Origin of the sequence: Bradyrhizobium sp. (assembly GCF_049798375.1) — a bacterium.
In the GTDB taxonomy this organism is placed as follows: domain Bacteria; phylum Pseudomonadota; class Alphaproteobacteria; order Rhizobiales; family Xanthobacteraceae; genus Bradyrhizobium.
In genome coordinates, this window is sequence record NZ_JBARGP010000009.1 from 1 (window position 1) to 12,803 (window position 12,803).

Sequence of the window (12,803 nt, forward strand, 5' to 3'; positions counted from 1 at the left end):
CGGAGGAGGATGGTCTGTCGATCATCCGCGACCTCAAGAGCCGCACCAACATCCCCGTCATCATGCTGACGGCGACCGCAAGCCCGATCGACCGGGTGGTCGGGCTCGAGCTCGGCGCCGACGATTATGTCGCCAAGCCCTGCGAGCTGCGCGAATTGATGGCCCGTATCCGCTCGGTGTTGCGGCGGGCCGGGCCGGCCAGGGCAGCCTCGCCGCTGCAGCAATCCGCGCCCGCCAAGGCCAAGGAGCAGCTGGTGCGGTTCGGCACCAAATGGCTCGACCTCGACGCCCAGGCGCTGCGCGACGACGAGGGCAACGAGCATCCGCTGACGGCCTCCGAATTCGGCCTGCTAAAAGTATTCGCCGCCAACCCGAAACGGGTGCTGTCGCGCGAACGGCTGCTCGAGCTCGCCAATGCCCGCGACGCCGAGGCCTTCGACCGTGCCGTCGACCTGCGTATCATGCGCATCCGCCGCAAGATCGAGCCCGATCCGGCCAAGCCGGCCGTGATCCGCACCATCCGCGGCGGCGGCTATTTGTTCTCGCCGGCAGGCGAAAAAGCGTAAACGCCCGCGGCACTGCACCAAACCCGCCGACCGCCAAGCTCTGCTTGGACGCCGGGTCCGTCCGGTGGTATTCCGCGCGTTGAAAAACCTCACATTTCTGCCACGAGTGTTTCGCGGCCTGTCGCGCGACGAAACAATTCTCGCGGGCGACGAAACCATTTTCCCTTTTTCGTGCAGACATCCCGAAACCTGGGATCATTAACACTTTGCCCAACGAAACGCCGCAAGGGGGCGGCGCAACGGGAGAGTGTCATGCAGAACGTCGTCGCCATCAATTCCGCAGCCAGCCAGGGCATCATCGCAGCCCAGGCGACCACGGATGAAATGCTTCTGCAGCGGATTGCCGGAGGCGATCGCACCGCAATGCACACGCTTTATGCGCGCCACAATGTGCGGGTCTATCGCTTCATCCTGCGCATCGTGCGCGACACCACGATCGCCGAGGACCTGGTCAGCCAGGTGTTCCTGGACGTCTGGCGCACTGCCAAGCAGTTCGAGGGGCGGTCTCAGGTCTCGACTTGGCTGCTCTCGATCGCCCGCTTCAAGGCACTGACCGCGCTGCGCCAGCGCCGCTTCGAGGACCTCGACCAGGATGAAGTGCGCGAGATCGCCGACGATTCCGACACCCCGGAGACCTTGCTCGAGCGCTCCACCACCCGCGCCATCCTGCGCGCCTGCGTCGCCAAGCTGTCGCCCGCCCATCGCGAGATCATCAACCTCGTCTACTACCATGAGAAGTCGGTCGAGGAGGTCGGGCAGATCATCGGCATCCCGCAGAGCACGGTGAAAACGCGCATGTTCTATGCCCGCAAGCAGCTCGCCGACCTCCTGCGGGGCTGCGGCGTCGATACGATCGCGGCTTGAAAAACGCCTCGTTTCAATACCTTGCCCAGGACTAACACGAAGTCCCAAGCAAATCTTCCGAAGAAAAGCGCCAAACGAAACAATTGAAACAATCGGCGAAATCAGCCGGAAAAGATTGCCTGCTAGAACCTCGCCATCGGTTGAACCAAGTCCCCCAGCTTGGTTCGGCCAACGGACAGAGCAAGGTCTTCATCGGCTAACTGCACCGATCAGACAGTCCTCACCTTCCAAGTTGCTGCGATGACCCGGACGGATGCCCCCCGTCCGGGTCATTCCATTTCCAGCTTAGCCAAATCGCACGGGTCAATTTGAAATTTGACGTCGAAGACGGCCGGCACGATTTTCCGTCCATGCTGCGCGTGCTAAAGCGGCCGCGCACCGGTGAGGGACGTTTCGATGTTCGGCTTGGACGCAGTTGACCTGGCGCGGGCGCAGTTTGCGTTCACGATGACCTTCCACATCGTTTTTCCGGCGCTCTCGATTGGTCTTGCCAGCTACCTTGCCGTGCTTGAAGCGCTTTGGCTCTGGTCCGGACGCGACGTCTTCATCAATCTGTTCAACTATTGGCTGAAGATTTTCGCGATCGCCTTCGGCATGGGCGTGGTCTCCGGAATCGTGATGTCTTACCAGTTCGGCACCAACTGGTCGGTATTCTCGGACCGGGTCGGCCCGGTGATCGGTCCGCTGATGGCCTACGAAGTGCTGACCGCCTTCTTTCTCGAATCGGGCTTCCTCGGGGTGATGCTGTTCGGACTAGAACGGGTCGGGCCCAGGCTGCACTTCCTCGCCACGCTGATGGTCGCGATCGGCACCCTGATTTCGGCATTCTGGATCCTCTCCGCCAATTCCTGGATGCAGACGCCGGCCGGCTATGCCGTGAACGCGGACGGCCAATTTGTCTCGGCGGACTGGTTGCAGGTGATTTTCAATCCATCGTTCCCCTATCGCCTCGTGCACATGGTGCTGGCCGCCTATCTGACCACATCGCTCGTGGTCGGCGCCGTGGGCGCCTACCACCTGTTGCGCGATCAGCATCTGGCCGGTCCGCGCGTCATGTTCTCGATGGCAATGTGGATGGCTACCCTGGTCGCGCCATTGCAGATCCTTGCCGGCGATCAGCACGGCCTCAACACGCTGGCCCATCAGCCGGTGAAGATCATGGCCATGGAAGGCCATTTCGAGAGTCACCAGGATGGCGCGCCGCTGTATCTGTTCGGTCTGCCCGACATGGCCGCAGGCAGGCTGAGATATGCCGTGGGCATCCCAAAACTGGGGTCGCTGATTCTGAAGCACGCGCCTGATGCGCCGATGGCAGGGCTAGATACCGTGCCACGCCAGGATTGGCCGCCGGTGCCCATCACCTTTTGGGCATTTCGGATCATGGTCGGTCTGGGCTTTCTCATGCTTGGGCTTGGCCTGTTCAGCCTGTGGGAGCGCTGGCGCGGCCGACTGCACCAATCCCGGCTGCTGCATCGGTTGGCGCTGCTGATGGGCCCGGCCGGATTTATCGCGGTGATCGCCGGCTGGATCACCACCGAGACCGGCCGCCAGCCCTTCACCGTATATGGTTTGTTGCACACCACGGATTCGGCTTCGCCATTGGCCGCGCCCGCGGTAGGTTCGTCGTTGCTGTCGTTTGTCATCGTCTATTTCATCGTCTATGCGGCGGGCATTCTCTATCTGTTGCGGCTGATGGCCGCGCCGCCACATCCCGGCGAAGAAGGCCCGAGCAGCGAACCCCCGACGCGCACCGCCGGCATCACGCCGGCACCGGGCATGCCGAGCGAGGCTGCAGCATCATGAGCGCCGCAGTCGATCTCGCTACCGTCTGGGCCTTCATCATCGCCTTCGCCGTGTTCGTCTATGTGGTGATGGACGGCTTCGATCTCGGCCTCGGCATTCTGTTTCCGCTGTTTCCGGCGAAGCAGGATCGCGACGTCATCACCAACAGTGTCGCCCCCGTCTGGGACGGCAATGAGACCTGGCTCGTGCTCGGCGGCGGCGGGCTGATGGCGGCGTTTCCACTGGCCTATGCCGTCCTGCTGCCCGCGCTCTACACCCCGCTGATCGCGATGTTGATCGGGCTGATCTTTCGCGGCGTCGCCTTCGAGTTCCGCTGGCGCACCCGCGCCGAGCGAAACCTCTGGGACATCGCGTTTTCCGCCGGCTCTTGGCTAGCCGCACTGGCGCAGGGTGTCGCACTCGGAGCAATCCTGCAGGGCGTGCATGTCGACGCAAGGCACTATGCCGGCGGCTGGTGGGATTGGCTGACGCCGTTCAGCATTCTGACCGGGATTTCACTGCTGATCGGCTATGCATTGCTGGGTGCGACGTGGCTGATCCTGAAGACCGAGGGAGAACTCCGCGACAAGGCCTATCGCGTCAGCTGGTATCTGCTGTTCGCGATGCTGCTGGCAATCGCTGCGGTCAGTCTCGCCACGCCGCTTTTGACCATCCAGTACGCACACCGCTGGTTCACCTGGCCCGCGATCGTGTTGACCGCACCGGTGCCGCTGGCCGTCATTGCGGTGAGCGTCTTGTTGCTGAAGAGCCTCGCCGACAGGCGCGACAACCGGCCGTTCGTGCTGTCGCTGCTGCTGTTCGTGCTGTCCTACGCCGGTCTCGGCATCAGCATGTATCCCTACATCGTTCCGCAGAGCATCACGATCTGGCAGGCGGCGGCTCCCGAGCGCAGCCAGCTTTTCATGCTGGTTGGCGTGGCGGTGCTGATCCCGCTGATCCTCGCTTATACCGGTTGGGCTTATTGGGTGTTTCGCGGCAAGGTCAAGCCCGAGAGCGGTTATCATTGATGCCGTCCGGGCAGACCCAGCCATCGCCGGCAAAGCGCGTTTTGTGGTTCGTTGGATTGTGGCTCGCCGGCGTCGGCAGTGTTGCAATGGTCGCATTGATAATCCGGCTCTGGATGAGGCTGGCGTGAGCCAAGCCGGCTTGCCTTTGCCATAGCCCCGAGTTCCAGCAGGTGGTAAGCCAGCCTTGCCAGGGGTCCGTTGGGAGAGCTTGGAATGATGGGGTTACGTCACCTGATTTGCTTCACCGCCACCGCGATTGCATTGGCGTGCTCGGCCACGCACGGCTTCGCGCAGCAGCCTGAGGATCCCGGCGACCAGCCCGGCGTAGTCGCCGACGACAGCGTCGAGCTGGATCCGGAATGGCGCAAGCAGATCGTGTATTACCGCACCACCGAGCCGCCGGGCACGCTCATCATCTCGACCGCCGAGCGGCATCTCTATCTGGTACAGCCCGGTGGCCGCGCCATCCGCTACGGCATCGGCGTCGGCCGTGACGGCTTCCAGTGGCAGGGCCTGCTCAGCATCACCAAGAAAGCGGAGTGGCCGGACTGGACCCCGCCGCCGGAGATGATCCAGCGCCAGCCTTATCTGCCGCGCTTCATGGCCGGCGGCCCCGGCAATCCGCTCGGCGCGCGCGCGATGTATCTCGGCGGCACGGTCTACCGCATCCACGGCACCAACCAGCCTCAGACCATCGGCACCAAGATTTCCTCCGGCTGCTTCCGCCTGGTCAATACCGACGTCGCGGATCTCTACGACCGCGTGCCGGTCGGCACCAAGGTGGTGGTGCGGCAGAAGCCCGAGCTCTAGCCGCATACGCACCGCATTTTTTTAACGAAATCGCTTTTTCCGAGATTTGTGAGGGGCACATCATGCGTACGTTCCGAGGCGGCCTGCTGATCGGGCTTGCCGTTGCCGTTCTGGTTGCGGCAGTCGCCGTCACCTATGAATTCTACGATACAAGGACCTTGAAGCGCACCGTTCGTCGCGGCGAGGTCTTGTGCGGCGTCAATGCGGGCCTGCCCGGCTTCTCGATTCCCGACGACAAGGGCAACTGGACCGGCTTCGACGTCGACTTCTGCCGTGCCGTGGCGGCGGCGATCTTCGACGATCCGAACAAAGCGAAGTTCGTGCCCCTCGACGCCAGTGAGCGCTTCAAGGAGCTGCAGAGCCGCAAGGTCGACATCCTCTCGCGCAATTCCACCTGGAACATGTCGCGCGAGCAGAACTACGATCTCTATTTCCCGGCCGTCGCCTATTACGATGGCCAAGGCTTCATGGTGCCGCGGTCGCGCAAGATCGAGACCGCGCTCGATCTCAACGGCAGTAAGGTGTGCGTGCAGGACGCAACCACCACCTTGCTTAACCTCGCCGACTACTTCCGGACCAATAACATGAAGTATGAAGAGGTGAAGCTCGGCAAGCTCGACGACGTCGTGAAGGCGTATGACAGCGGCAAATGCGACACCTTCACCGCCGACGTCTCGCAGCTCTACGCGCTGCGGCTGAACTTGTCGAAGCCCGGCGATCACGACATCCTCGCCGACGTCATCTCCAAGGAGCCGCTCGCGCCCGTGGTGCGGCAGCGCGACGACGACTGGATGATGATCGTCAAATGGACGCTCTATGCGATGATCAACGCCGAGGAGCTCGGCGTCACCTCCAACAATATCGACGAGGCCCTGAAGTCGAAAAAGCCGGACGTGATGCGGCTGGTCGGCAATGAAGGCAGCTATGGCGAGGATCTCGGCCTCAGCAAGGACTGGGTCGTGCGCATCATCCGCCATGTCGGCAACTACGGCGAGGTCTATGACCGCAATATCGGCGAGCAATCCAAGCTGAAGATTCCCCGCGGCATGAACCAGTTGTGGAATGCCGGCGGCATCCAGTACGCGCCGCCGATCCGATGAGGAACGCGGCAGCCACGCGGGTCGCGCTCACCAGGCGGCATTAGTCCTGAGGACGATACCGCGACATTCAAGGCAGCCGATGGTCCGCCGGAGCTTGCGTTCAGATCATTGCAGCACGCCGCGTAGCGCCGAGAGCGCGGGCAGCTGGTGCTCGATCCGATAGAGTTGCGCGTAATCGCCGTGATAGAGCGGGGTCAGGCCTGCGATCGTCTGCTGCGGCGACGGCGGGTTGATCAGCAGCACCAGATCGAAGTTGGACCGCCAATTGGGCAGATAGGGCGCGGCGGACAACTGCAAAATCGAATAAGACTGGTCGGCGAGCCAGTCCCAATTGACCGGCTGGCCCACCGGATAGGACAGTCTGTCGTAGGGCGGCAGCAGCCTGATCGGCTGCTGCGCCGGATGTGCGAACAGCAGCGGCCAATAGGCGCGCCGCTCGATCAGGAGCAGCGCGGCGAGGTGGTCGTCGGTGGGATAGAGCCCGGGCATGGCGCGCTCGGGCGGCTTGATGTAGATCATTTGATCGGGATAGCTGCGCGAGGCTAGCACTCGCGTGCCGGGCGCGATTCCGGCGATCGCGGCCCGCACCTCGGCGAGATCCTTGCGGTGATCGATCCAGGTGGCGCCGACATAGCCGCTGCGCACCACGATCAGCGCGCCGAACACGGCCAGCACGACCTGCGCCTGGCGCCTGGTCAGGCAGGGCTCCAGCCCCGCGAACAGCAGATAGCAGGCCATGGTCACGAAGCGCAGATCGATCAGCGCACCGGTGCTCATGGCCTCGGGCACCGCTACGAAGAATATCATCAGTACTGCGATCGCCAGCGGCAGCCCCGGCACCCAGCGCAGTTGGCGCCGCAGCAGCATCAAGGTGGCCAGCAGCGTGACTGCGGTAAGCACCGTCAGTCCCGCATCGCTGGTCATGAACGGCGTCAGCAGCCGCCACGGCTTGTCGCCCCATTCCCACGGACCGTGCGGCGCGGTCGCCGCGTTGAGCGGACAGAGCGCATAGAGCAGCAGCGCGGGACTGAGCGCGGCGGCGATGCGCAGTGCGACCAGTGCGCCTGCCCGTATCAATCCAGCCGAGCGGCGACGCTGCCACAGCCCGTCGGCCTCGTAGCAGCCGATCAGCAGCGCGAAAAAGGCGACACCGAAAATGTGGCAGATGAAGGTGACGACCGCAGCCGCCGCGCCAAGGGCAATTTGTGTCCACCGCCTGTTGCATCGGCCCAAGACGATCCAGCCGCCGGCAGCGCCGAACGCCAAGCCCAGCGCCAGCAGGAAGTTCATGAAGCCGAGGAAGAAGATGCCGTTATAGGCAATCACGCCCGACGCCAGCGGCCACAGCGACGTGCGCCCGAACGCGGCGCGATGATAGACCAGCACGCCGATGATCGGTGCCACCAGGCTGAGCGCGAGCACGATGCGACCGCCGACATGAACCGAGGTGACATGCAGCAGCGCGACGCCGATCAGGTCCATACCGAGGTTCGGCAGGATCCGCCAGTTCGGCGCATACATCTGCGACAGCACGGGATCGTCGGGATGCGCCAGCACGAAATAGCGGGCGAGATGGTTGGGATAGTCGAGCACCGGCGGCACGTCGACGAGCGGGAATGGCGCCACTAGCACGACCAGCAATGTCATTGCGAGGAGACACCAGAGACGCATCGCGATGCTGTGCGGGTCAGGACGGACAAGGTCTCGGAAGCGCTCGCCTCCATCTTCGTGCGGCCGGCGAGACTTGCTGCGAACGCGTCCATGCGATTTCAATGCTGTGGGCCCGCGGCCGATACCACACAATTCATGACACTCGTACAAGTCGACTTCAACGACACGCGCAATCGTAGCTAACGCATTCTTGCCGCGTGCGCCGCGCTCGGCAAGCTGTCGGGCGGCGCGGCATCAGGAATCGCCGATGTTGCGCGGGGCGATAAGCCCGTTGCCGATCAGAGGCCCCATCCCTCGCATTCGCATCGCGCCAAAAGGCCTGAGCGTGTGGCTTCCGGCGCCATCATGATCGCGCTTTTGCGTGAATATCGCCTTAATGCAGGCTGTGTGCGGTGCATCAGCCGCCATGACGACCCGGCACGCGCGCCATGCCGGCCTGGTTAATTGACTTGCCGCGTCGAGCATCTCAAGGTTCCCGCCGGTACGATTGAGGATGATGATCACATGACTTTGGTGATGAGCTGGGACGCGTGGGCCCAGCACGACGGCGTGGCGCTGGCGGAACGGGTGCGGCGCGGCGAGCTGACGCCCCAGGAGCTGGCAAGCCAGGCCGCGGCCGGCATCGCCAAGGTCGATCCAAAACTCTCTGCGGTGGTCGAATTGTTCGACGACGCGCTCGCCGATCCCGCCAGGGCCGGCGCCAATCTCGATGGGCCATTCGCGGGGCTGCCGTTCCTGATGAAGGACCTCGGCCCGACCATGGCCGGCCGGCTGCAGGAAATGGGCTCGCTGTTCATGCGCGGCAATCGCGCCAGCGCCGACACGCATCTGACGTCGAAGATGCGACAGGCCGGCCTCAATCTGATCGGCCGCACTACGACGCCCGAGTTCGGCGTGTGCAGCTCGGCGGAAAATCCGGCTGTCTACATCACCCGCAATCCCTGGAATACCGAGTACACCACCTGCGGCTCCTCCGCGGGAAGTGCGGCGATGGTCGCCGCCGGCGTGGTGCCGATCGCGCATGCGACCGACGGCGGGGGCTCGATCCGCATTCCCGCCGGCGTCAACGGCAATCTCGGCCTGAAAGCGTCGCGCGGCGTATTCTCGATCGCGCCGCATCTGTCCGATCTCAGTGGCTTGGTCTCGATCCAGGGCTGCCAGTCGCGCTCGGTGCGCGACACCGCCGCCTTCGTCGACCATTGCCGCGGCGGCGCGCCGGGCGAGTTTATGCCGTATTGGACCGCGGCCGAGCCCTATGTCGAGCAGATCAAGCGCGATCCGGGCCGCTTGAGGATCGCGCTGTCGCATCAATGGGGCGACTATCGCGCCACGCCGCATATCGCTGCCGAGCTCGAGCGCGTCGGCCGCTTCCTGGAAAGCCTCGGCCATCACGTCGACTACGCCCTGCCCGAGCTGGACTACCAAGCGGCGTTCGCGGCCCAGACCACCTGCTACATCTCGAACTTCGCAATCGTCATCAACAACATGCTCGGGGCACGCAATCTCGAGCGACCGCCGGCCGAGCTGATCGAGCCGGTCAACATCCGGATCTGGGAAGCCGGCAAGGACTTAAGCTTCAAGGAGCGCGCCGCGATGCAGGCGGTGTTCAACACGACATCGCGCGGCTTCGGCGCCTTCTTCGAGGATTGGGACATCATCCTGACGCCGATTACGGCGCTACCGACGCCGAAGATCGGCGCAAAAGAATATCTCACCACCAGCGACAATCCCGACGTGCTCGACTGGTTCGGGAATCTCTGGCGCAACTTCGCCTTCACGCCGCTCGCCAATCTCTGCGGCATCCCGGCGCTGTCGATGCCGCTGGCAAAGAACGAGCACGGGCTGCCGCTCGGCATCCAGGCCATCGCCAAGCAGGCTAATGACGGCTTGCTGCTGCAGCTCGCGGCGCAGATCGAGCGCGCGATCGATGGCAAATGGACCGGTGGCGAACGGCCCGGCGTGCACGTGGCCAGCCGCTAAGACTCCTCGAACTTGTTTGCCAACCGCGCCTGCGTGATATCGCCGATTTGCAGGATAGCGGCTGATATTCCGCTCTCCAGATCGGAGCCATGGCCGGCGAGCTCGGGATATACGCGGATCAGCGCGAGCGTCTCGTCGCGATCCATCGCGCGTACCACGCCCATCAAGGTTGCGTGCAGGCCGTCCGCTGTGTCGTCGTGCGCGGAAAGTCCCGCACGATGTGCGCGCCCGGCAATCATGGGCGTGTTCGCGAAAGTGTCGCCGAATATCTCGATAAACAATGCGCGCAGCATGCGCGACGGGCGATAGCCGCCATCAGACGGATGCGTTCTGATCCAATGCCGTGCGATATCGAGCCGGGCCGCGACCCAGACCCTGTGCATAATCGGCACATCACCGTGCGGCCAGCCTCCGCCGCAGTGAAGCCACGGTTTTTCCCAAATCGCGCCGGACGTCGATTGCAGCATATCGGCCAACAGAGTGACCGGAGGAGGCTTCCGCCCGTGCCCATGAACGACGACCCGGCCCCGGAGCATACTCTGCCTCACCTTCTCTCCAACGATACCGTCAATTCTATGCAGTTCAGGTTGCTGCGCATTCTCAAGACGGGTCTCCTGAGCTTGACGGCTTTGGCGGTCGGCGGCGCGACGCTGCTGTTGGCAGATCCGAAGGTGCGCATCACCGCCATCACGGCCTCGCATGTCGACCTACCGGCCTCATCCCCCGATCAAGCCGGTGCGCCACCGGCTCAATCCATCGTCGAAGCGCAGACAGCCTCGTCAGCCGAAACGGAAGTGCCGAGCGACCAACCGCCCACGGCCGCAGCGCCGGAGCTTATCGAGCCGAAGCCCGCCGAGCCTAAGCCTGCTGATGCCGCTGCAGACCGCGATGCCCTGTTCAGGCAATTCCAGGCCTGGGCGCAGCAACAGAACAGCAAGCCAGATCAGCAACCGAATTCCGGGCCCGAGGCTCCGGCGCAGACCACACGCGATCGATCCGAACAATCCACTCTGGCGCGGCCGCCCGCCGAGACGACGCCATCCGCTCCAGCTCAAACCGAAGCCGAGAGTCCTTCGCAGGGATCTCACGCTCCGATCCGAACCGCGCAAAAGCGTCGCGCCGTGCGCGAGCCAGGGAATACACGCGCCGAAGCCGACCCCGCGCAGCGGGCTCACGCGTTAGTCCTGCATCCACGCAGCGGTCCGGCACGACCTCAGCCAGTGCAGGAGACGCGCGCTCAGGAGACGCCTGTCCAAAGCCCGCCGGCACCGTCGTTGATGCAGCAGCTATTCGGCGTCCACAATTAGTCCTCGACAGGACGAGCCTAGGCTGGGAATAGGCACGACGCCACGAATCCAGAACGCGTCGGTCGGTCATGATCGAAGAAGCTCACAGCGCCGGCCGTAGCTGTTAGTCGCTGCCCGCGAGCACCCGTTCATTCATCGGCACCGATTTAGCTTTCAGCACCACTCGCGTTAACCTTCCGCCGATGTTCGGCCAGATGATGCCGGATGCGCTGGAGAAGCTGAAAGCCGAGACGCCGAGATCGGCATGATAAGGTTGTCCTGATCCCGATTCGTCCAAAGGCAGGCCTGCATGCGGATGCGTGCAGGCCCGCTTCGAACGCAGAAGGTTGAATGTCCAACTTGCTCGCGGCGTGCTACGCATCCTGATTCCGAATCGATCCGCATTTTAGGGCGCCGGACGATCCTGGTTCACACTGTTGCCCTGAAGTTCCGCTCAATAACATCCATGAAACTCACTTTGCCGCTCGCGCTCATGATCGCGACCTTCGCTGGCCCCGCATTCGCCAAGGCGCACCACAAGTCAATCGAGGAACAGCTGATGAAGCTGGATCCGCAGACCCGCTTCGAGCAGCGCTGCGATGGGCGCGTGTCCGGACTCACCAACCGCGAGCACAAGGGCTTCAACACCGATGAAGTAGTCGCCTATGCCTTCGCCGACTCGACATTGAAGGGAACAGTGGTGACAGCACCAGGAGCCGCCTTGCGCAGTCATGGCCGCTGGTACCACGTTTCCTACGCCTGCAAGGTATCGCCTGACGGATTGAATATCGAATCGTTCAGCTACAAGCTCGGCGCCGAGGTGCCGCGCGAGCAATGGGCCGAGCACTATCTGGTGCCGTGAGGCCGGAGTACGCATTGTCCTGACTGCATTAGGACCACCTCTCTCCTCATCCTGAGCAGCTTGGCGACAGCCAAGCGTCTCGAAGGGCGCGGCTTGGCTGGCCTCGTAGTTCGAGACGGCGCTGACCATGAGGAGCAACGGTATCGTCGGGTCGAAGGATTACACCTCGAGCCATTCCTTGCGGACGGCATCGTTGTCCCTGAGCTGGTCTGGCGTGCCCTCGAACACGATGCGGCCGTGGCCCATGACGTAGACGCGGTGCGAGATCCGCATCGCGATCGACAGCTTCTGCTCGACCAGCAGGATGGCGACGCCGGCTTTCGCGATGGTCGCGATGAGATCGCCGACCTGCTGCACGATCAGCGGCGCCAGCCCCTCGGTCGGCTCGTCGATCATGATCAGCTCGGGATCGCCCATCAAGGTGCGGCACATCGTCAGCATCTGCTTTTCGCCGCCGGAGAGCACGCCGGCGGCGGTGTCGGCGCGCGCGGCGAGGTTCGGGAACATCTCGAGCATGCCCTCGAGCTTCCACTTGCCGGGACGGCGCGTGTCCTTGACGCCGAGCAGGAGATTCTGCCGCACCGTCAGGCCGGGGAAGATGTCGCGATGCTCCGGCACGTAGCCAAGCCCGAGATGCGCGATCCGGTAGCTCGGCAGGCCGGCGATATCCTTGTCCTTGAAGCGGATGGTGCCCTGCGGCGGCACCTCGCCCATGATCGCCTTCACGGTGGTGGAGCGGCCGACGCCGTTGCGCCCGAGCAGGCTCACGACCTCGCCGGCCGCGATCGTGAGATCGACGCCCTGCAGGATGTGGCTCTTGCCGTAATAGGCATGAAGGTCGCGAACCTCGAGCA

Annotated in this window: 14 protein-coding genes; 9 read left to right on the forward strand and 5 right to left on the reverse strand. The window is 63.5% G+C overall.

What is annotated here, in order from left to right:
- The 6 genes from WA702_RS00165 to WA702_RS00190 form a co-directional block, all read left to right on the forward strand.
- On the forward strand, positions 1–566 hold a 566-nt coding region (locus WA702_RS00165; protein WP_425108504.1), incomplete at its 5' end, for a winged helix-turn-helix domain-containing protein.
- Between the two features lie 252 nt (positions 567–818).
- Entirely contained in the window at positions 819–1,430 is a 612-nt protein-coding gene (locus tag WA702_RS00170) for a sigma-70 family RNA polymerase sigma factor (protein WP_425108505.1), read from the forward strand.
- Positions 1,431–1,826: 396 nt separating this feature from the next.
- Positions 1,827–3,233, forward strand: coding sequence for a cytochrome ubiquinol oxidase subunit I (locus WA702_RS00175; RefSeq protein ID WP_425108506.1), 1,407 nt, complete (start codon positions 1,827–1,829; stop codon positions 3,231–3,233).
- Positions 3,230–4,240, forward strand: a complete 1,011-nt coding sequence (gene cydB / locus WA702_RS00180; protein ID WP_425108507.1) for a cytochrome d ubiquinol oxidase subunit II — start codon at positions 3,230–3,232, stop codon at positions 4,238–4,240. The genes WA702_RS00175 and cydB overlap by 4 nt, the downstream gene beginning before the upstream one ends.
- 213 nt (positions 4,241–4,453) lie before the next feature.
- Entirely contained in the window at positions 4,454–5,050 is a 597-nt protein-coding gene (locus WA702_RS00185) for a L,D-transpeptidase (protein WP_425108508.1), read from the forward strand.
- Between the two features lie 62 nt (positions 5,051–5,112).
- On the forward strand, positions 5,113–6,150 hold the full coding sequence (locus tag WA702_RS00190; protein ID WP_425108509.1) for an amino acid ABC transporter substrate-binding protein: 1,038 nt from the start codon (positions 5,113–5,115) through the stop codon (positions 6,148–6,150).
- Positions 6,151–6,255: 105 nt separating this feature from the next.
- Here the strand turns inward: WA702_RS00190 and WA702_RS00195 are convergent, their stop codons facing one another.
- Together WA702_RS00195 and WA702_RS00200 are read right to left on the reverse strand one after the other, a co-directional pair.
- A complete protein-coding gene (locus WA702_RS00195) occupies positions 6,256–7,797 on the reverse strand; it encodes a hypothetical protein (RefSeq protein ID WP_425108510.1) in 1,542 nt (513 codons plus the stop codon).
- 258 nt (positions 7,798–8,055) lie between these two features.
- On the reverse strand, positions 8,056–8,325 hold the full coding sequence (locus tag WA702_RS00200) for a hypothetical protein (RefSeq protein WP_425108511.1): 270 nt from the start codon (positions 8,323–8,325) through the stop codon (positions 8,056–8,058).
- Between WA702_RS00200 and WA702_RS00205 the strand changes: the two genes are divergently transcribed.
- On the forward strand, positions 8,326–9,801 hold the full coding sequence (locus WA702_RS00205) for an amidase (protein ID WP_425108512.1): 1,476 nt from the start codon (positions 8,326–8,328) through the stop codon (positions 9,799–9,801).
- On the opposite strand, the gene WA702_RS00210 is transcribed toward WA702_RS00205, so the two are convergent.
- Positions 9,798–10,268 carry a 2-oxo-4-hydroxy-4-carboxy-5-ureidoimidazoline decarboxylase gene (locus WA702_RS00210; RefSeq protein WP_425108517.1) on the reverse strand — a complete coding sequence of 157 codons (471 nt, stop codon included), beginning with the start codon at positions 10,266–10,268 and terminating at the stop codon, positions 9,798–9,800. The genes WA702_RS00205 and WA702_RS00210 overlap by 4 nt on opposite strands.
- A gap of 36 nt (positions 10,269–10,304) precedes the next feature.
- Here WA702_RS00210 and WA702_RS00215 point away from each other — a divergent pair, with 36 nt between their 5' ends.
- On the forward strand, positions 10,305–11,108 hold the full coding sequence (locus WA702_RS00215) for a hypothetical protein (protein ID WP_425108513.1): 804 nt from the start codon (positions 10,305–10,307) through the stop codon (positions 11,106–11,108).
- 103 nt (positions 11,109–11,211) lie between these two features.
- Here the strand turns inward: WA702_RS00215 and WA702_RS00220 are convergent, their stop codons facing one another.
- Positions 11,212–11,469: a hypothetical protein gene (locus WA702_RS00220; RefSeq protein ID WP_425108514.1), complete on the reverse strand. Its 258-nt coding sequence runs from the start codon at positions 11,467–11,469 to the stop codon at positions 11,212–11,214.
- Between the two features lie 84 nt (positions 11,470–11,553).
- Here WA702_RS00220 and WA702_RS00225 point away from each other — a divergent pair, with 84 nt between their 5' ends.
- Positions 11,554–11,949 carry a DUF930 domain-containing protein gene (locus WA702_RS00225; RefSeq protein WP_425108515.1) on the forward strand — a complete coding sequence of 132 codons (396 nt, stop codon included), beginning with the start codon at positions 11,554–11,556 and terminating at the stop codon, positions 11,947–11,949.
- A gap of 159 nt (positions 11,950–12,108) precedes the next feature.
- On the opposite strand, the gene WA702_RS00230 is transcribed toward WA702_RS00225, so the two are convergent.
- Positions 12,109–12,803: ABC transporter ATP-binding protein (locus WA702_RS00230; protein ID WP_425108516.1), on the reverse strand; the 695-nt coding region annotated here is incomplete at its 5' end.

Excerpts from the sequence above, each read along its gene's own strand:
- WA702_RS00170 (WP_425108505.1), top strand. The coding sequence starts at position 819 with ATGCAGAACGTCGTCGCCATCAATTCCGCAGCCAGCCAGGGCATCATC.
- WA702_RS00175 (WP_425108506.1), top strand. The coding sequence starts at position 1,827 with ATGTTCGGCTTGGACGCAGTTGACCTGGCGCGGGCGCAGTTTGCGTTC.
- cydB (WP_425108507.1), top strand. The coding sequence starts at position 3,230 with ATGAGCGCCGCAGTCGATCTCGCTACCGTCTGGGCCTTCATCATCGCC.
- WA702_RS00185 (WP_425108508.1), top strand. The coding sequence starts at position 4,454 with ATGATGGGGTTACGTCACCTGATTTGCTTCACCGCCACCGCGATTGCA.
- WA702_RS00190 (WP_425108509.1), top strand. The coding sequence starts at position 5,113 with ATGCGTACGTTCCGAGGCGGCCTGCTGATCGGGCTTGCCGTTGCCGTT.
- WA702_RS00195 (WP_425108510.1), bottom strand. The coding sequence starts at position 7,797 with ATGACATTGCTGGTCGTGCTAGTGGCGCCATTCCCGCTCGTCGACGTG.
- WA702_RS00205 (WP_425108512.1), top strand. The coding sequence starts at position 8,326 with ATGACTTTGGTGATGAGCTGGGACGCGTGGGCCCAGCACGACGGCGTG.
- WA702_RS00210 (WP_425108517.1), bottom strand. The coding sequence starts at position 10,268 with ATGCTGCAATCGACGTCCGGCGCGATTTGGGAAAAACCGTGGCTTCAC.
- WA702_RS00220 (WP_425108514.1), bottom strand. The coding sequence starts at position 11,469 with ATGCGTAGCACGCCGCGAGCAAGTTGGACATTCAACCTTCTGCGTTCG.
- WA702_RS00225 (WP_425108515.1), top strand. The coding sequence starts at position 11,554 with ATGAAACTCACTTTGCCGCTCGCGCTCATGATCGCGACCTTCGCTGGC.